The organism is Acinetobacter legionensis (assembly GCF_057165765.1).
In genome coordinates, this window is record NZ_CM169896.1 from 2,563,184 (window position 1) to 2,581,084 (window position 17,901).

A 17,901-nucleotide genomic window follows, 5' to 3' on the forward strand; every position below is an offset into this window, starting at 1 on the left:
AACCGCTTAATGCTTAGAGTTTCAATCACTTTTATGCAACTGATGAGCGCTTTTACAGATATTTCCGCTTTTGGCGCTTGATCTTTACCCCCAATCCTGTATACCTTTAACTTTTCAACCCATATAAGTTTTGGATTTCACCTGTGACCCAAAGACACGATCAATTAAGCTCTACTACTGTTTCAATTACGACGACTGCAACCCCAATACAAAAAACTGAAACGATTTTTCCATCTGCTTTTGATCAAACGGAAATTCAAAACACGTTGACACAAACCGCACTAAAATCAGAACAACTGACGCATATCCCCAATCTGAGCAAGATTCCTACGTCAACCAAGAGAATCAAGCCTTTAAATAATTTCTTAGGGCAAGATCGTGCCAGAGCCTCTGTAGAAGCAGGGATTGCTTTACCTTATTCAGGTTACAACATTTTTGCTGTGGGCACGGCAGGTCTTGGAAAAAGGACCATGATCAAGCGCTTGTTGCAACAACATGCCAAAACTATGCAAACGCCTGATGATTGGGTCTATGTTTATAATTTTAAAAATGCGCGACAACCGATTGCCCTGCGTTTTCAAGCAGGTCAAGGCAGTAAGTTTCAAGCTTTAATCCACCAAGCTTGGCAAACCATTCTTAAACAACTTGAACGTCGCTTTAGTGCAGAAACGTATCACAATCGTATTGAACGCATTCGTCAGATTACGGGAAATGAGCAACAACTCGCTTTAGTTGAACTGACCAAAGAAGGCGAAGACCTAGACCTAAAACTAATTAATCGTAACGATGAACATATTTTTGTGCCGATCTATGTCAAAGATGACAAAATATTGGAAATGTCACAGGAAGATTTAAATGCGCTTGACAGTAAACAGCGTGCAGAAATTAATTCCAATATGCGTTATATGGATAAGAAACTTGAACGGCTTGGCCTTCAGTTAGGTGATTTAGAAGATGATGCACGTGATCAAGTTTCTGAACTGAATCGTGATATTGCCAAACAAGTGGTGATTCCTCGTATTGATTTAATTTTAAGTAAATTTAAAACCGTAAATGGACTAGATCAATATTTAAAACATTTTGCTGCTGATATCATTGAAAATGTTGAAACGATTCTGGATCAAGAAGGTGAAGAGTTCTCTCCTGCTTTATTTAATCGTGTTCCTTCACGTTACCAAGCCAATGTCGTAGTGAGCAATAAACCGAATTCTGGTGCACCAGTTATTTTTGAAGACTTCCCAACACATTACAATTTACTTGGACATGTTGAACAGTTGACACAAAATGGCACGATCACCACTGACTTTACTCTGATTCGTCCAGGCTCATTGCATCAAGCCAATGGTGGTTTTTTAATTTTAGAAGCGGAACAACTGTTAGAACAGCCTTATGCATGGCAAGGTCTAAAACGCGCATTAAAATCAGGACAATTAAAGTTATCTTCTCTTGAGCACATGCTGACTTTAACAGGCAGTATTTCAATTGAACCGGCATCTGTGCCACTTAACTTAAAAGTGGTTTTATTGGCAGAACCTGAAATTTATTATGAAATTTTAGAATTAGAGCCAGAATTAGGCAGTGTTTTTAAAATTCGTGCTGATTTTACCGACACTCTGCAACGTAATGATGATAATGAGCAAGCCTATATGCAACTGATTGCAGACTATGTTCAACAAGATAAATTACTGCCATTTGATCGCTCTGCATTGGCAGCGTTATTAACAGATTCAAGTCGCCAAGCTGAAGACCAAAGCTCATTGTCTTTACATGCTTTAACACTTGGTGATTTAATTCGTGAGTCACATCATCATGCAGCGCAGTCGGACGAAAAGTTAGTTACGTCTCATCATATCAATACAGCCCTGAAACATCGTCAATACCGCTTAGGCTATTTAAGAGAGCTCTATTGGCAAGACTTGTCACGTGGCACTCAGTTAATCGAAACTCGTGGCCATCGCTTAGGTCAAATTAATGCTTTATCTGTGATCCAATATGCCGACGTTGAGTTTGGTTTACCTTCACGCTTAACCGCTTCTGTATACCAAGGTGGTGGTGACATTCTAGATATTGAACGTAGTGTGGAACTGGGTGGTTCATTACACGCCAAAGGCGTCTTGCTCATGTCGAGCTTCTTAAAAGCACATTTTGGTCGTGAACAGATTTTGCATTTTTCTGCTGCCCTCGCCTTTGAACAAAGTTATGGTCAAGTAGATGGTGACAGTGCCACAGTTGCAGAACTCTCTGCGTTAATTTCTGCGATCTGCCAATTGCCTATCGATCAATCTTGGGCAATCACAGGCTCAATGAACCAATTGGGTCAAGTTCAGCCTATTGGTGGAGTTAATGCAAAAATTGAAGGATTCTTCGACGCATGTAAGCTACAAGGATTAACCAGCAAACAAGGTGTGATTATTCCTCGTCAGAATATGCAGCATTTGATGCTTCGTCATGATGTGATTGAGGCTGTCAATGAAGGTCAATTTCACATCCACGCAATTGACACTATTGACCAAGCTTTAGAAATCCTAATGGCGCGCCCTGTTGGTACCTTAGACAAGAAAGACCGCTATACCAAAGGTTCAATCTATGCAGCAGTGATGGCACAGCTTGAATATTGGCAGGCATTGGAAGATGGTGTTGAAATAGAACAGAAACCAAAGAAAAAGAAAAAAAAGAAGAAGGAAAAAAAACTGAAAAAGGCTGAAGCTGAAGCACCAACTGTCTTCACTGAAGAAAACCAGCTTGAAGTTGTGGCAAAGCAGAATAAACGAAATTCATCTTAAGTTGATTGTTAATTTACAGCCTCACATAGACAAAGCTTTGAATATTCAAGGCTTTGTCTTATTTTTCATGATCATAAATGAGTTAAACTTCCTGTTTTTTTAAAATATCTAAACACTTAAACTCTTCACCAGTTATCGCAAAGTCTTGTCTAGGCTGTTGATCAATTTTCCCATCCTAGAACAAAATAAATCTTAGCCAAATAAAAAAGCACCTTCCGGTGCTTATTCTACATCATCTACTCATTAAGCATCTGGCGCTGGGCTATACTGCTCAATCAATGGTTTTAATTCACCATTTTGGAACATTTCTAGAATAATGTCGCTACCGCCGATCAATTCACCATTAATCCACAATTGAGGGAATGTAGGCCAATTTGCAATTTGTGGCAAAGTTGCACGAATATCAGGATTTTCCAAGATATTTACATAAGCAAATGGACGACCAATTTGGCTAAGTGCTTCAACTGCACGCGCAGAGAAACCACATTGTGGAAATTGCGGAGTACCTTTCATATAAAGAAGTACTGCATGTTTAGCTATTTGATCGCGAATTAACGCTTCTGTATCACGCGCTTGTTCAGTCATTGATTAAATCCTCAACTCATCTGCCTGCATTATACCTAAATCCACAATAAAGAATATGTCTAGACGATTATTTCCAATTTTATTTATATTAAAGCTTTAAATCTTCCGCATATTTTGGTTAGATAATCTTTCACCTTTTCCACTTCTAACAGATAAGAGTTAGTTATGAATAACATCACCCTCGCTCCGGTACAAACTGATCAACCTTCACATTTGATGCCTGTATTCAGCCGTCAACCGATCAGCTTTATACGAGGACGAGGTTCTTATCTTTATACAGAAAATGGCACTGAGTATTTAGATGCATTGACGGGTATAGCCGTTTGTGGCTTAGGGCATGCTCATCCTGTGTTGGCTGAAGCCATTGCAGAACAAGCAGCTACGTTAATTCATACGAGTAATATTTACGAAGTCGCTTGGCAAACTGCAGCAGCACAAAAGCTGGCTGAAGTTTCAGGAATGGAAGAAATCTTTTTCTCAAACAGTGGTGCAGAATCGAATGAAGGTGCAATTAAAATTGCACGTAAATTTGGTCATTTACAAGGTGTTTCCACCCCTAAAATCATTGTTGCAGACCAATCATTCCATGGTCGTACGCTTGCAACACTTTCTGCTACTGGCAATAAAAAAGTTCAGGAAGGCTTTGCACCTTTGGTTGATGGCTTTATTCGTGTACCTTTTGGCGATATAGAAGCCATTGAAGAAGCCGCTATTCAGCATCCTGACATTGTGGCAATTTTGGTTGAACCAATCCAAGGTGAAGGTGGCGTCAATACGGCTCCTCAAGGCTTTAGCTATCTTGAAGATATTCGTCGCATTTGTAATCAACATAATTGGTTGATGATGCTGGATGAGGTCCAAACAGGTAATGGCCGTACTGGTAAATACTTTGCCTATCAACATACCAATATTATTCCAGATGTTTTAACCACAGCAAAAGGTTTGGGAAATGGTTTTCCAATTGGTGCTGTGATGACACAGGGTCGTGGTGTTGGTGTTCTTGCTGCTGGGAATCATGGGTCTACTTATAGCGGCACACATTTAGGCTCACGTGTCGTCTACACTGTGATTGATTTGATCCAAAAAGAAAATATTGTCGCAAATGCTGCGGAAATTGGAACCTATTTAGTCGATCAGTTCCGTGCTCAACTTGCAGATCAGGATGTGGTTGTGCGTGGTTTCGGTATGATGATTGGTATCGAACTATCAAAAGACTGTGCTGAATTGGTGAACATAGCACGTGATAAGTATCATTTAATCATTAATGTTACTTCAGGTAATGTGATCCGCTTACTTCCTGCTTTAAATATGAATCATGAGCAGGCAGATGACTTATTGAAACGTTTAGTGCCTGCAATTAAAGCGTTTCTTGCTTAAACATTAACCAATACTTTAAGAGCTCAACCTGTTAATCTCTTTTAGTTTTATCGTCATTGCTTATAAAGTTAAAAATATAGAAAAGCCGCTTTAAAGCGGCTTTTTTATTAGAACTTATTAGAGTTAGAACTTTGGCTTTATGAGGCTTCTTGGAAAATTCTACCACCAGGTAACTGGCTAAAATATTGTTTTAAAGCGTCTAGACAACGATGAATTTTCATCGGTTGCTGTTCACGCTTTAAGGTCACAGCACTTAAAGTGAAAGTTGGTAACTTCCACTCTGGTAATACTTCAACCAACGTTCCATTCATCAATTCTTTTTGCACATCTAAATAAAGAATCCGAGCAATACCATGTCCATGTTGGCACAATGATTTTGCAACAAATACATTATTTGTCTGAAGACGATGCTTCATTTCTAAATTAACGACTTCACCTGTTGCACCATGCTGAAATGAAAAATGTTGAGAATTTTTCATGATATTTATCGGAATCAAATCATGATTCTGTAAATCTTCAGGTCGCGAAATAGGCGCAGTTTGATTTAAATAACTTGGCGATGCAACTAAGATTTGATCTACTCTTGCAAGAGGCGTACAACTCAAGTTATTCACATCTTCGATTTTTGAAGACATACGAATAGCAATATCTATACGCTCTTGGATCAAGTCGATATATTGGTTATCTGCTTCAAAATGAACCATCAAACCTCGATGTGCAGACATCCAATGCGATAAAGCAGGCACAACATGTGTTGCTCCTATTTCTGGGGTTGTCGCAATACGCAAATCCCCAACTAAATCATCGCGCAACTCATTAATGCGGATTTTTCCACGCTCTGCGGCAGCGAGCATTTCTTGACAACTGTGGAAAAAAGCTTGACCAGCCTCAGTTATACTCAGCTTTCGTGTAGAACGATGTAGAAGCGTAACTTCCATTTCATGTTCTAAAGATCTAATTTGCTGACTAACCGCACTAGTCGTAATGCCAAGGTCACGCGCGGCACCACTAAAAGAACTTTTTTCAACAACACAAGCAAATACACCCATTGCCCGAAGTTGATCTAACATAAATTTCCCTCTGAAATTATGAGCTGTTTCACACTTTTTTGTTCAAAACAACTCATTGTATTATACGAAGAAAATTACACTTTGCATTAAAATATTTAATTTATTGGTAAAATATTTGCTGGGTTAATTGGTTTTCCATCTAAACGTACCTGAAACTCCAGCATAGTACTGGTGGCGCCTGAAGATCCCATCTCTGCAATCTTCTGTCCTGCTGTCACCGTTTGACCACTTTTCACCAACATTTTGCTGTTATGAGCATATGCAGTAATGTAACCATCAATATGTTTTACTAAGACAAGATTACCATATTCTTTTAATCCATCTGCAGCATAAACCACTTGACCATCCGCTGCGGCAAAAATTGGATCACCTTGATTCCCTCCGAAACGTATTCCTTTTATATTATTCGCAACATTATAATTTGCAATAACAGGCCCATTTGATGGTTTTACCCATCTCAATTGTGTTGATTGTACTGTCGTCGTCGTTTGCACAGGCGGCGTTGCTGGCTGAGCAGTTATTGTCCCAGTTGGTGGTGTTGGCTGCTGTGTTGGTAACTTAATCGTTTGACGTTGAATTTGCGGTTCATTGTTAGTTAACGCTTTCGTCGTAGATCGAGTGACATTGCCACTACCCTTTTTCAAACGTAATGACTGCCCCACATAAATTCGATAAGGCGCAGCGATATCATTCATTTCAGCAACACTGAGATAACTCAAACCATAACGCATTGAGATTGCACTTAAGGTATCACCAGAACGAACTGTGTAATAGTCAGGTGCAACAGCATAGCGTGTAGGATTATTTATTTGAGGCTTCGATGCACACCCAGTCACCAATATTGTAGAGGTGATTGCTATTGTGGACAAAATGATTTTTATCCATCGTTTAGGCATTTGAATTGGAAGTGTTGATCGAGCCAAAAGCATTGATTTCCCTCTCTACAATCTTAAAATTTAAAAATATTTGCTTAAGATTAGCAAAAAACACACGCATTTCACTGTTTAACAGTGCTTTTTCACAAAGTTATAACACTCAAACATCAAAATGACTATGTGAGAGTTGTGATTGTAGTGTTTCAAGAATCGTATAATTAGTCGCGTCCATTTGAATTGGTGTAATACTGACATACCCATTGGCAATTGCAAAAAAGTCAGATTGCAGGTTTTTTGAATTCTTTTTGGGGTCTGTCACTGCTTCACCCGCCAAACCAATCCAATAGACTTGACGACCACGAGGATCGACCTGACTGGTAATCGGTTTTGATTGTATTCGACGACCCTGATAAGTAATTTGAGCACCTAAAATATCTTCTACATCAGGAATATTGATATTTAGAATATGTCGTGGAGGCAGTTCAGGTAAGCCTTTGGCAATAAACGTATAAACCCAATTTGCGGCTTGCGCATAATCTTCAGGATTGTCATATGAACGCACATTACTGCCCGCTAATGAAACTGCGATGGCAGGTTGTTTCATCAAACGCCCTTCAAATGCCGCCCCTACTGTTCCAGAATAAAGTACATCGTCTCCTAAATTTGCCCCACTATTGATTCCGCTCACAACTAAATCAAATTCGAAATCGAACAAACCATTCATGGACAAATAGACACAATCTGCAGGTGTACCGTTTACTGCCCACATATCTGTTGCAATTTGAATTGGTCGAAGTGGTCGATCTAGGGTTAATGCACTTGAAAAACCACTGCGCTCACTTTCTGGCGCAACAATAACAACTCGACCTAATGGTCGCAACGCTTTTGCTAAAGCTTGAATACCTGGTGCAAAAACACCATCATCATTTGCAATTAAAATATTCACTAACGGGTTCTCTGATTAAAATTTATTAAATGACTACTGAGTTATTTAATTCAAATTTATTTAACAATTATATATAGTTACTTACTCAATTTTAAATCTAATTTGTGACTATAAAGATGATTACACGTTCTCTTACTCATACTATTTCTATTGCTCTCATCACACTTTGTGCACAATCTGCATTTTCAGAAACATTAACTTCACAAGAGTCTGATCGAATTGCGAAAGAAGATATTGCAGCAACCCAAGTGCTTGCCGAAGTTTGCCCAGTGTTAATCGGTAACAATCCTGCATTTCAAACTAAAATTGAGAATTTAACCCAAATCTTATTAAAGGATCTCTCGAAAACTACAACATTAGTGCAGCTTCAACAAGATCCAGAATACCAAACTGTACTGAAAGAAGCACAAATAAGTGCCAAAGAAGTGGATCAAGCTGAACACAAAGCAGTATGTGCTGATGTACTTGAACTTTCACACTAGAACAGCATAAGAACCTCACGACCAATGCGATGTTAAAAAATACTTTTTTGACATCTTTTGCATTGTTAAGTTTGCGAAAATTTCAAATAAATCTACAACATCGATACACTTTCTCTATATTTTTCACAGTTTTTACGTTTAATCTATGCAAATTCTCAAATTAAAAATTGATTAGGTTATTTATGCGTATGACGTTAAAAATGCTGACATTAAGCCTTGTATCAGCAAGTAGTTTATTTATGACACATGCTTTTGCCGCATCTGACAAAATCGAAGTTACTCAGCAACAAGTATCTAAAGAAGAATTGGCTGCAATTTATGTATTGTCGGATATCTGCCCGAGTCTAATTAAAACAGATGCTGCGTTTAACAAAGGTTTTGATCATCTGCTTAAAGACTATATGCCAAATGACAAAGATCCTAAAGCAACCTTAAAATCACTTACCAAGCAAAAGGATTTCCAAAGAGCGTTAAAAGAAGCAAAAAGTGATGCAAAAAAAGCAGGTGATGCTGAAAATACAGCGATTTGTAATGACATTAGTCACTATCAGTCATAACGATTTGTACGATATATTTAACAAATATTGAATTAGTTACAATAAGTAAGAAATAAGCCGACTTTCCTTGTAGAAGTCGGCTTTGCTTTGCCCTAAAATGCTAGCCTGTTTGTGCTCATATAACGATTGGAACGACCTAGAATGACTCGAAAAAGCGCCATTGCTGCATTATTACTTTTACCTTCATTTTCTTATGCAGCAACCGTCTTAACAACTCCGCCAGAATTAAATAATAAATCGTATGTCTTAATGGACTATGAGACAGGTCAAATTCTTGCATCGAAGAATGAAAATGAAAAATTAGCACCTGCTTCGATGACTAAAATGATGACGAGTTACATCATTGAGCAAAAACTTCTTAAAGGTGAACTGACCGAAAGTGAAAAAGTTCGCATGAATGAGTCTGCATGGTGCCGTGGTAGCAGTACTGAATCTTGTATGTACGTACCTTTAAATGGTACTGCAACAGTTTTAGAAATGTTACGAGGCATTATTATCCAGTCAGGTAATGATGCATCTAAAGCTATGGCTGAACATATTTCCGGTAATGAGGGTTCATTTGCTTATGCGATGAACCAAGAAGCCAAACGTGTGGGCATGGTCAATACGCATTTTATCAATGCAACAGGTATGCCTGCTGAAGGTCATTACTCAACCGCAAAAGATATGGCGGTACTTGCTAAACATATCATTCATGACAGTTCAAAATATTATCCTATTTATTCGGAAAAAGAATTTACTTTTAACGGCATCAAACAAGGTAATCGTAATGCCTTACTTTATACTGACCCAAGTGTTGATGGCTTAAAAACAGGTCATACAGATGAAGCGGGTTATTGCTTAACTACCTCCTCAAAACGTGGTCCAATGCGTTTGATTTCTGTGATTTTTGGTGCGCCGTCTATGAATGAACGTGCGAGTCAAACACGTTCATTATTAGCATGGGGTTACTCAAATTTTGAAACTGTCAGTGTGCAACCTGCAAATCAAGTTCTTGCTAAAGCAAAGGTTTATTTTGGTAAAGAAAGTGACGTACAAATTGGTTTAGCTGAAAACTTCAATGTGACGATGCCTAAAGGTCAGGCTAATGCCATTAAAACTCAAGTTACTGTTCAACCCAACTTAAATGCACCATTAAAACAAGGTCAGGTTGTAGGTAAACTTACTGCAACTTTAGACGGTAAAGTCATTGCTGAAAAACCATTAGTGGCGTTAAAAGCTGTAGAAGAAGCAGGCTTCTTCTCTCGCTTGATCGATCATATCAAAATGTTCTTTAGCAACTTGTTCTAAATTATTCGCTTAAACCTAATATTGAGTTTATTAGACTAAAGCACAGGCATCCTGATCACAGATTTGGATGCCTTTTTAATTTATACTCGGTAAAAACACATTGGTTAAATTTTGCTTTTGACATGGAAGCCAACATGAAAAAAAATATTCGTTCGTATTTAGACCATCATCCTAAAATTGATTCAACCTGTTATATCGATGATCTCTCGGTTGTAATCGGTGAAGTAACTTTGGCGGAAAATGTATCTGTTTGGCCTTTTGCGGTGATTCGTGCTGATGTCAATCACATTAAAATTGGGCGTTATTCTAATGTACAAGACCATTGCATGTTACATGTTAGTCATAAAAATGATGCTAAACCCAATGGTTCACCTTTAGTAATTGGGGAAGATGTGACGATCGGGCACCATGTCACTTTACATGGTTGTACCATTGGCAACCGTGTTTTAGTTGGAATTAATACCATTGTTCTTGATGATGTGGTAATTGAAGATGATGTCATGATTGGTGCAGGCTCTCTAGTTCCACCAAGAAAGCGCTTGGAAAGTGGTTACCTCTATGTAGGAAGCCCTGTACAAAAAGTTCGCCCTTTAACCGATAAAGAAAAAGAATTTCTACCTTATTCAGCAAGACATTATGTCAAAGTGGCGAATCATCATTTAGAGACACACGATTAATCATAGGATTAAAGCAAATATCTAAGCATGCTTAAAAGCGTATTTTTTATTTGAATACGTGTTGCTCAAGTAAATCTAATTCCACTAAACTACAGTGGAATTAGGCATTACATTTTGGATCAAACCGCTATTCAGAGACTTTGTAGTATTTGGTTAATTCTTCAAATACGGGTGCTTTGACATTGTCTTTTAAGATATAGCGGGTAATCACACCTTGATCTGTATGTATTTCCATAAAGATATTTTGCGAGCCTTTGAAGTCCCCCATTAGGTTGACTGGAATAAGCACACTGTTACGAGAACGATTTGCTTTAAATGCAAAATCAATTTCAGTTGGCCCAATCACATTAAAGGAGTGACTTTTTGCACCATCACTAAATACAACTTTTTCAATATTATATTTGGTATAGGCGCTATTTAAGCTGAGTTTCACCTTTAAAAAGTCTTTATGTGTCTCATTCCACACCACAGTGACGATTGGACAAAGTTCACTTGGCTGGCAAATTAATAATCCCTGTGTACCTACATTTGAAGTGGCATCATTAGGATTTGAAGCACACCCAGTGATCAGTAATACACCTAAAGGTATACATAATAATTTCTTTATCATACTTTTTAAATCCTATTGTATGCCCAAGAATTGGAATGGCTAAGCGATCTTAAAACAAGAACTGGCTTTACCTGTATAAAACGTTGCTTGATCAAGCCCCAATTCAAGCTTTTTTGATTTGACTATCTTTTATAGTCAATGTCTTATAATTCTATCCAAAAAACATTCGACGATACAGTAGATTCAAACAAATAAAGTCTTTTATGTTTTAGTGGGGTACACCCGTAAATAGCGAATGTATTTAATTCTGTGTTCAGTATTAAGTCGAATAATCATACAGACATATTGCGTATTACACTTAACACATCTACACATGAATATTCCAGCGGTCTATTGAGCTGGATCGATAGAACCAAATACATCAGTTTATATAGTAATTTTTATGTGAAACATTCTGACCTACAACAAGCTGGTATAAAATAATAGATTAATCAGTTAAAGCGCTGAGATTTCAGCTCCAAATGCAAGATAAGCAAACTTGCCCAGAAGTATTTTGAGCATATTGTGGATACATGTCCGCTTAGGATGATCAAAGAAAATCCGCATGAACATAGCCACCACGTGCTAAATTTTGTAGAATAATGCTTTATCTCCCTTGGTGCTGGTCATGACCGCTTGGACACCCCACGTTACTGTTGCGACAGTTGTAGAAAAAGATGGAAAATTTCTTTTTGTAGAAGAATATACCGAAGGTGTAAGCCATACTGTGTTCAATCAACCCGCTGGGCATGTTGAATATGGTGAAACTATTATTCAAGCAGCGTTACGTGAAACCATGGAAGAGACAGGATATGCAGTAGAAATCAATTCATTACTGGGGATCTATACCTATACCCCACCCATGTTTCCAGACCGCACTTATTTTAGATTTTGCTTTTTAGCGCATGTGACTGAATACTTTCCAGACGCACAGCTGGATACAGATATCATTGGACCACAATGGATGACGCTTGAAGAACTGCTTGAATCTGCTCGCGCAAGAAGTCCTTTGGTCATTAAAGCTGTACAAGATGCACTTTCTGGGCAAAAATACCCACTTTCGCTCATCTATGAGCACCAAAACTCTCCTTTAATTTCAAATTTGGATGCCTAATCCTATGCAACAACGTGTCATCGTCGGTATGTCGGGTGGTGTAGATTCATCTGTTTCTGCTGCACTTTTACTTCAACAAGGATATCAAGTTGAAGGGCTTTTCATGAAAAACTGGGAAGAAGATGATGGCACGGAATATTGTACCGCAATGGATGACCTTGCTGACGCACAAGCGGTGTGTGACAAAATTGGGATCAAACTCCATACTGCAAATTTTGCAATGGAATATTGGGATCGCGTATTTGAACATTTCTTAGCAGAATATGCCGCTGGGCGTACACCAAACCCAGATATTCTGTGTAATAAAGAAATTAAATTCCGTGCATTCTTAGATCATGCTGTCAATTTAGGCGCTGATTTTATTGCAACTGGACATTATTGTCGTCGTGGTGAAACAACCACAAACTCAAAAGGTGATCAATATGCGCCTTTATTGCGTGGTGTAGACAATAACAAAGACCAAACCTATTTTCTTCACGCAGTCCATGGTCGTGAAATCAATAAGACCTTGTTCCCTGTTGGTGAAATCGAAAAACCACAAGTACGTAAAATTGCGGAAGAATTGGGTTTAGCCACTGCCAAGAAAAAAGATTCAACAGGAATCTGCTTTATTGGTGAGCGCCGTTTTAATGACTTCTTAAAACAATATTTACCGGCACAACCTGGAAAAATTGTCTTAGATACTGGAAAAGAGGTTGGTGATCATCACGGCTTAATGTACTATACGCTCGGTCAGCGTGGTGGTATTGGTTTAGGCGGTCTCAAAGGTGCTGAAGAAGGTGCTTGGTTTGTTCTACATAAAGACATTGAATCTAATCGTCTTGTAGTTGGGCAAGGTCATGAACATCCACTGATGCAGAGTACCATTTTATGGTCTGAAACTATTGACTGGGTTGCGGGTGAACAAGCAATTCCAGACACTGGTTTCCGATGCACGGCAAAAACTCGTTACCGTCAGCCTGATCAAGCATGTACAATTTATAAAGATACAAACACTCCGAATGGTGTTCGTGTCGAGTTTGATGAAGCACAGCGTGCCGTTACTCCGGGACAAAGTGTTGTTTTCTATGTCGATGAAGTATGTTTAGGTGGTGGTGTGATTCATCATACCAATGCACCAAAACCAGATTTTATTGAGTAATGATTAAAAATTATTTAAAGGAATTTAGGCATGGTTGAGTTGCCCTTTCAACAGCCTCAAACTTTGAATCAACGCCAAAACCGAGCTTTGGCGTTAGCAGCTGTGTTTCAAGCAACACAGCTAACCCATATGACTGCAATGTCAGGACGTCAAAGTATTGGTGAAAGCGGTAATTTCTATTTTGAACAGCTCATCAAAGCTAGCCTCAATATTCGTCCTTCTGCCAATCTATCCGGTCAAACTTTAGATTTTTTCAATCAATTGGCAGACATTTCTTTAGGTTTAAAAGCTTTAGAAAGTAGTATTACACAACCTTTCTCGACATCACCGAAATCTAGAATTCCTAAAATTGCCAATGCAAAACTACCAATGACTTATGCAATGTCGTTATTGGCCTTGGAAAAAAAAGTCTATAGCAATTCAAAATTTGTTGAAATTATTGAACAATCTCAACAAAAAATATTAAAACAGCTGTCTTTTTTTGATAATAACTATTTACATCCAAGTATCATTGCCAATTTAGCACAAACCTATGTCGACACTGCTGGTCAAATTAATCCTCGAATTCTAGTTCGCGGGAATGCAGAGGCCTTTAAAGATTCTGCCCATACCAATCGTATCCGCGCCAGTTTATTCACAGGCTTACAAATGGCACACCTATGGCGTCAATTAGGTGGTAGTTCATGGAATATGATCTTTAGCAAACGCAAACTTCTTCAAGATATTCAAGATCTGGCTCGATTACAATATCAGGTTGTTTAATTTGATACTGTTCGGGTTACGCCATTCGCTCTAATTCCAAAATTTAAGGAATCTTTATGAACGCTTTAACCGCCCTTTCTCCACTAGACGGACGCTATGCAAGCAAATGCGATGCATTACGCCCTTACCTCTCTGAGTTTGGTCTCATCCATGCTCGTGTGACTGTTGAAGTGCGTTGGTTACAAGCGCTTGCAAATCGTCCTGAAATTACAGAAGTGCCCGCTTTTTCTGTTGCAACCAATACTGCTTTAGATGCGATTGTTACTCAATTTTCTGAAGATGATGCTAACCGTATTAAAGAGATTGAGCGTACCACTAACCATGATGTAAAAGCGGTTGAATATTTCTTAAAAGAAAAAATTGCACATATTGATGAGCTTAAAAATGCAGGTGAATTTATTCACTTCGCATGCACTTCAGAAGACATCAACAACCTTTCTCACGCTTTAATGTTGAAAAGTGGTCGTGAAGTATTAGTTGTTGCTATGCAACAAATTGTTGATTCTATTGTGGCTTTATCTGAAACACATGCTGAACAACCGATGCTATCACGTACCCATGGCCAAACTGCTAGCCCAACGACTTTGGGTAAAGAAATGGCCAATGTTGCATATCGTTTAGCACGTCAAATCAAACAGTTTAAACAAGTTGAATTATTGGGCAAAATTAATGGTGCAGTGGGTAACTACAACGCACACTACTCTGCTTATCCTGAAATCAACTGGCCTGCTCACTCGCAAGCATTTGTTGAATCACTCGGTTTAACCTTCAACCCTTATACAACTCAGATCGAACCACACGATTACATCGCTGAATTGTTCGATGCTCTACGTCGTTTTAATACAATTTTAATCGACTTTAACCGTGATGTTTGGGGCTATATCTCTTTAGGCTTCTTTAAACAACGTCTAAAAGAAGGTGAAGTCGGTTCTTCGACAATGCCACACAAAGTCAATCCTATTGATTTTGAAAACTCAGAAGGTAACTTGGGCATTGCAAATGCAGTATTAGCGCACTTAGGTGAAAAATTGCCAATTTCCCGTTGGCAACGTGACCTCACGGACTCTACCGTATTACGTAACATGGGTGTTGGCTTGGCACAAAGTTTAATTGCTTTTGAAGCATGTTCAAAAGGTATTGGAAAACTTGAACTTAATGCGACACGTATTCTTGAAGACCTTGATCATGCACAAGAAGTATTGGCTGAACCAATTCAAACTGTAATGCGTCGTTATGCAGTTGAAAAACCATATGAAAAATTAAAAGCATTGACTCGTGGTCAAGCGATGACACGTGACATGATGGTTGATTTTGTCAATGGTACTGAGCTTGAAGCTGTACCTGCTGCTGATCGTGCACGTTTGGCTGAAATGACTCCTGCTACTTACACAGGTAATGCTGCGGATCAAGCCAAAAAAATTAAAGATTTGATTGCTAAAATCTAAGCTTTTAATCATCTAAAAGACCTAAAAAATGCGAAGCCGATGCTTCGCATTTTTTTGCATTTTGATTACAATGCGCAGTAATAATTTTTAGAAAATACCATAATGATTTATCATGCCTTAACAAAAAAACATTGGCTTGTTCTTGCTTTGCTTGCAATCGCAATCATTCTTGCCAGTATCAATCCCTTAGAATACCCATCTTACATGCTGCATCAGATTGGCACCTTACTCATGCTGATTGTTCTATTTTTCTGTCTAAAGAAAATAGGGCTGACATTTTCATCATTTTTATTGTACATCCTCTTCTTGGTGATTCATGTCATTGCTGCACATTATCTTTATTCTTATGTGCCTTATAATGATTGGTCAATCAAATACTTAAACTTTGATCTCAATCAAGCAATGGGGTGGACACGTAACATGTTTGACCGCTTTGTACACTTATTCTATGGCTTATTTCTTTACCCATTTTTCTACCGAATTTTCCAAGTGTGGTTACCAAACTTAAAGCCTAAAACCTTATTTTTATTAGTCATTCAATTTGTTATGGCAACCAGTTTATTTTATGAATGGATTGAATGGTGGATTGCCATTGGCCTATCTCCAGAAGAAGCTGAAAACTATAATGGACAACAAGGTGATATATGGGATGCGCATAAGGATATGTTCTTAGCCACCATTGGTGCAATCATGACAGGATTAGTCGCTTTAAAAGCTGCGGCAAAAGTGAATCATCCTCAATAATAAGGCTTTTCTCCCTTCCAATATACTCACTTAGCGATCAACTTCTTGGTGAGTATAAAATCAACTGAATTTTACTTTTGCAATCTTTGTTTATTCTCTAAGATATCGGGCAAACTGCGCTCAATCCAACCAATCAAATAGTTTAATTTTTCAGCCGCTTGTGCACCTAAAATCGTCAATTGATACTCTACTTTCGGTGGTACCTCAGGATAAACCGTTCTCAATATAAAGCCATCTTGCTCGAGCACTTTTAATGTCTGTGCAAGCATTTTTTCGCTGATTCCCTCAATTCGATTACGCAGTTCGCTAAAACGTTGTACGCCATCATTTAAGCAACGTAAAACCAATACAGACCATTTGCTGGTTAAATGCTCCAATATTTCTCTAGATGGGCACTGACTGGATAAAACTTGACCAATTAAATCACTTGAAGCATAGATGCTCATAAATTCTCTCTACACAGTAATTAGCTTACTTTTAGGTACGTACTTACATATAGTAAGTTTAATGATTATGATAATAACATCAAGTTTAAAAAACATCCAACTTAAACCATATTTAAAGGTGAAATTATGAAAATCGCAATTACAGGTGCAACGGGTCAACTTGGACAATTGGTGATCCAAGCCTTACTTCAACATACAGCAGCTGAAAATATTGTAGCGCTGGTTCGAAATCTAGATAAAGCACAGTCGCTCAAACAACAAGGGATCGAAGTTCGTCTATTTAACTATGATCAACCTGAAACATTGATACCTGCATTAAACCACATAGATAAATTACTTTTAATTTCAGCCAATGAAATTGGCCGTCGAACTCCTCAGCATAAAGCAGTTATAGATGCCGCAGTCGCAGCCAAAGTTGAATACATTGCCTATACCAGCTTACTCAATGCAACAGATAATCCACTAGGTTTAGCGCAAGAACATCGTGAAACAGAAGCTCTCATTCTGCAAAGTGGTTTGAAATATACATTTTTACGCAACAATTGGTATAGCGAAAATTATCTTGGTAACGTTAAGCATACTGCGGAAACAGGAACACTTTACGGCAGCGCTCAAAATGGAAAAATCAGTTCAGCTTCTCGTTTAGATTATGCCGAAGCTGCTGCTAAAGTCCTTACTTCCTCAGATCATGAAAATAAAACTTATGAGCTTGCAGGTTCAAATCATTTTACCCTTGCAGATTTAGCCTCTTATATCACTTTGGCATCAGGTCAAACTGTACAGTATCAAGATATCAGCTCGGAAGATTATACTCAGTCACTTCTTACGGCAGGGTTACCCCATGCACTAGTAGCGGTTATTGTTGACGCAGATGTACAGACTGTAAATGGTGCAATGTATAGTGAAAGTAAAGACTTGGAACATTTAATTGGTCGTAAAACAACGCATATTCAGGATCAGGTTAGAGCTTTATTTTAGGCATTTTTAAAGATAAGCATGGGCTTAATACAAAATTTAA

18 protein-coding genes are annotated in these 17,901 nt (G+C 38.3%); 12 read left to right on the plus strand and 6 right to left on the minus strand.

Going from position 1 to position 17,901, the window contains the following annotated elements:
* Positions 1-143: 143 nt before the first annotated feature.
* Positions 144-2,783, plus strand: coding sequence for a Lon protease family protein (locus AC2G3J_RS11825; RefSeq protein WP_483770017.1), 2,640 nt, complete (start codon positions 144-146; stop codon positions 2,781-2,783).
* A gap of 243 nt (positions 2,784-3,026) precedes the next feature.
* On the opposite strand, the gene grxD is transcribed toward AC2G3J_RS11825, so the two are convergent.
* Positions 3,027-3,368: a Grx4 family monothiol glutaredoxin gene (gene grxD, locus AC2G3J_RS11830; RefSeq protein ID WP_336953200.1), complete on the minus strand. Its 342-nt coding sequence runs from the start codon at positions 3,366-3,368 to the stop codon at positions 3,027-3,029.
* Between the two features lie 165 nt (positions 3,369-3,533).
* Here grxD and AC2G3J_RS11835 point away from each other — a divergent pair, with 165 nt between their 5' ends.
* Positions 3,534-4,745: an aspartate aminotransferase family protein gene (locus tag AC2G3J_RS11835; protein WP_336953202.1), complete on the plus strand. Its 1,212-nt coding sequence runs from the start codon at positions 3,534-3,536 to the stop codon at positions 4,743-4,745.
* 137 nt (positions 4,746-4,882) lie between these two features.
* Here the strand turns inward: AC2G3J_RS11835 and AC2G3J_RS11840 are convergent, their stop codons facing one another.
* The 3 genes from AC2G3J_RS11840 to surE form a co-directional block, all read right to left on the minus strand.
* The gene (locus AC2G3J_RS11840; protein WP_483770018.1) at positions 4,883-5,815 is read right to left on the minus strand and encodes a LysR family transcriptional regulator; all 933 of its coding nucleotides are present in this window, start codon (positions 5,813-5,815) and stop codon (positions 4,883-4,885) included.
* A 95-nt stretch (positions 5,816-5,910) separates the two neighbouring features.
* Positions 5,911-6,744, minus strand: a complete 834-nt coding sequence (locus tag AC2G3J_RS11845) for a peptidoglycan DD-metalloendopeptidase family protein (RefSeq protein ID WP_336953206.1) — start codon at positions 6,742-6,744, stop codon at positions 5,911-5,913.
* Between the two features lie 106 nt (positions 6,745-6,850).
* The gene (gene surE / locus AC2G3J_RS11850; RefSeq protein WP_419328287.1) at positions 6,851-7,636 is read right to left on the minus strand and encodes a 5'/3'-nucleotidase SurE; all 786 of its coding nucleotides are present in this window, start codon (positions 7,634-7,636) and stop codon (positions 6,851-6,853) included.
* A gap of 116 nt (positions 7,637-7,752) precedes the next feature.
* On the opposite strand from surE, the gene AC2G3J_RS11855 reads away from it, so the two are divergent.
* From AC2G3J_RS11855 to AC2G3J_RS11870, 4 genes are all read left to right on the plus strand, one after another.
* On the plus strand, positions 7,753-8,118 hold the full coding sequence (locus AC2G3J_RS11855; RefSeq protein WP_419328286.1) for an MCR_0457 family protein: 366 nt from the start codon (positions 7,753-7,755) through the stop codon (positions 8,116-8,118).
* 182 nt (positions 8,119-8,300) lie between these two features.
* Positions 8,301-8,675 (plus strand): MCR_0457 family protein, encoded by a 375-nt coding sequence (locus AC2G3J_RS11860; RefSeq protein ID WP_336953211.1) that lies wholly within the window; start codon positions 8,301-8,303, stop codon positions 8,673-8,675.
* Between the two features lie 141 nt (positions 8,676-8,816).
* On the plus strand, positions 8,817-9,965 hold the full coding sequence (gene dacC, locus AC2G3J_RS11865; RefSeq protein ID WP_336953213.1) for a D-alanyl-D-alanine carboxypeptidase PBP5/6: 1,149 nt from the start codon (positions 8,817-8,819) through the stop codon (positions 9,963-9,965).
* Positions 9,966-10,099: 134 nt separating this feature from the next.
* On the plus strand, positions 10,100-10,642 hold the full coding sequence (locus AC2G3J_RS11870; protein ID WP_419360745.1) for a gamma carbonic anhydrase family protein: 543 nt from the start codon (positions 10,100-10,102) through the stop codon (positions 10,640-10,642).
* A gap of 127 nt (positions 10,643-10,769) precedes the next feature.
* Here AC2G3J_RS11870 and AC2G3J_RS11875 read toward each other — a convergent pair whose 3' ends face one another.
* Positions 10,770-11,252 carry a hypothetical protein gene (locus AC2G3J_RS11875; protein WP_004820707.1) on the minus strand — a complete coding sequence of 161 codons (483 nt, stop codon included), beginning with the start codon at positions 11,250-11,252 and terminating at the stop codon, positions 10,770-10,772.
* A 607-nt stretch (positions 11,253-11,859) separates the two neighbouring features.
* On the opposite strand from AC2G3J_RS11875, the gene AC2G3J_RS11880 reads away from it, so the two are divergent.
* From AC2G3J_RS11880 to AC2G3J_RS11900, 5 genes are all read left to right on the plus strand, one after another.
* Positions 11,860-12,345 carry an NUDIX hydrolase gene (locus tag AC2G3J_RS11880; RefSeq protein ID WP_419328284.1) on the plus strand — a complete coding sequence of 162 codons (486 nt, stop codon included), beginning with the start codon at positions 11,860-11,862 and terminating at the stop codon, positions 12,343-12,345.
* Positions 12,346-12,349: 4 nt separating this feature from the next.
* Positions 12,350-13,486, plus strand: coding sequence for a tRNA 2-thiouridine(34) synthase MnmA (mnmA, locus tag AC2G3J_RS11885; RefSeq protein ID WP_419328283.1), 1,137 nt, complete (start codon positions 12,350-12,352; stop codon positions 13,484-13,486).
* Between the two features lie 30 nt (positions 13,487-13,516).
* Entirely contained in the window at positions 13,517-14,248 is a 732-nt protein-coding gene (hflD, locus tag AC2G3J_RS11890) for a high frequency lysogenization protein HflD (protein WP_336953223.1), read from the plus strand.
* A gap of 56 nt (positions 14,249-14,304) precedes the next feature.
* Complete coding sequence (gene purB / locus AC2G3J_RS11895; RefSeq protein ID WP_336953225.1) at positions 14,305-15,693, plus strand: adenylosuccinate lyase; 1,389 nt, start codon at positions 14,305-14,307, stop codon at positions 15,691-15,693.
* A gap of 102 nt (positions 15,694-15,795) precedes the next feature.
* A complete protein-coding gene (locus AC2G3J_RS11900; RefSeq protein WP_483770019.1) occupies positions 15,796-16,437 on the plus strand; it encodes a DUF2238 domain-containing protein in 642 nt (213 codons plus the stop codon).
* A gap of 71 nt (positions 16,438-16,508) precedes the next feature.
* Here AC2G3J_RS11900 and AC2G3J_RS11905 read toward each other — a convergent pair whose 3' ends face one another.
* Positions 16,509-16,883 (minus strand): winged helix-turn-helix transcriptional regulator, encoded by a 375-nt coding sequence (locus AC2G3J_RS11905; protein ID WP_004721299.1) that lies wholly within the window; start codon positions 16,881-16,883, stop codon positions 16,509-16,511.
* Between the two features lie 126 nt (positions 16,884-17,009).
* On the opposite strand from AC2G3J_RS11905, the gene AC2G3J_RS11910 reads away from it, so the two are divergent.
* Positions 17,010-17,861 (plus strand): SDR family oxidoreductase, encoded by an 852-nt coding sequence (locus AC2G3J_RS11910; protein ID WP_483770020.1) that lies wholly within the window; start codon positions 17,010-17,012, stop codon positions 17,859-17,861.
* The last annotated feature ends 40 nt before the right edge of the window (positions 17,862-17,901 follow it).

Excerpts from the sequence above, each read along its gene's own strand:
- AC2G3J_RS11845 (WP_336953206.1), bottom strand. The coding sequence starts at position 6,744 with ATGCTTTTGGCTCGATCAACACTTCCAATTCAAATGCCTAAACGATGG.
- AC2G3J_RS11840 (WP_483770018.1), bottom strand. The coding sequence starts at position 5,815 with ATGTTAGATCAACTTCGGGCAATGGGTGTATTTGCTTGTGTTGTTGAA.
- grxD (WP_336953200.1), bottom strand. The coding sequence starts at position 3,368 with ATGACTGAACAAGCGCGTGATACAGAAGCGTTAATTCGCGATCAAATA.
- purB (WP_336953225.1), top strand. The coding sequence starts at position 14,305 with ATGAACGCTTTAACCGCCCTTTCTCCACTAGACGGACGCTATGCAAGC.
- AC2G3J_RS11870 (WP_419360745.1), top strand. The coding sequence starts at position 10,100 with ATGAAAAAAAATATTCGTTCGTATTTAGACCATCATCCTAAAATTGAT.
- AC2G3J_RS11855 (WP_419328286.1), top strand. The coding sequence starts at position 7,753 with ATGATTACACGTTCTCTTACTCATACTATTTCTATTGCTCTCATCACA.
- AC2G3J_RS11835 (WP_336953202.1), top strand. The coding sequence starts at position 3,534 with ATGAATAACATCACCCTCGCTCCGGTACAAACTGATCAACCTTCACAT.
- AC2G3J_RS11910 (WP_483770020.1), top strand. The coding sequence starts at position 17,010 with ATGAAAATCGCAATTACAGGTGCAACGGGTCAACTTGGACAATTGGTG.
- AC2G3J_RS11905 (WP_004721299.1), bottom strand. The coding sequence starts at position 16,883 with ATGAGCATCTATGCTTCAAGTGATTTAATTGGTCAAGTTTTATCCAGT.
- AC2G3J_RS11875 (WP_004820707.1), bottom strand. The coding sequence starts at position 11,252 with ATGATAAAGAAATTATTATGTATACCTTTAGGTGTATTACTGATCACT.
- AC2G3J_RS11860 (WP_336953211.1), top strand. The coding sequence starts at position 8,301 with ATGCGTATGACGTTAAAAATGCTGACATTAAGCCTTGTATCAGCAAGT.
- dacC (WP_336953213.1), top strand. The coding sequence starts at position 8,817 with ATGACTCGAAAAAGCGCCATTGCTGCATTATTACTTTTACCTTCATTT.
- hflD (WP_336953223.1), top strand. The coding sequence starts at position 13,517 with ATGGTTGAGTTGCCCTTTCAACAGCCTCAAACTTTGAATCAACGCCAA.
- AC2G3J_RS11900 (WP_483770019.1), top strand. The coding sequence starts at position 15,796 with ATGATTTATCATGCCTTAACAAAAAAACATTGGCTTGTTCTTGCTTTG.
- AC2G3J_RS11880 (WP_419328284.1), top strand. The coding sequence starts at position 11,860 with ATGACCGCTTGGACACCCCACGTTACTGTTGCGACAGTTGTAGAAAAA.
- mnmA (WP_419328283.1), top strand. The coding sequence starts at position 12,350 with ATGCAACAACGTGTCATCGTCGGTATGTCGGGTGGTGTAGATTCATCT.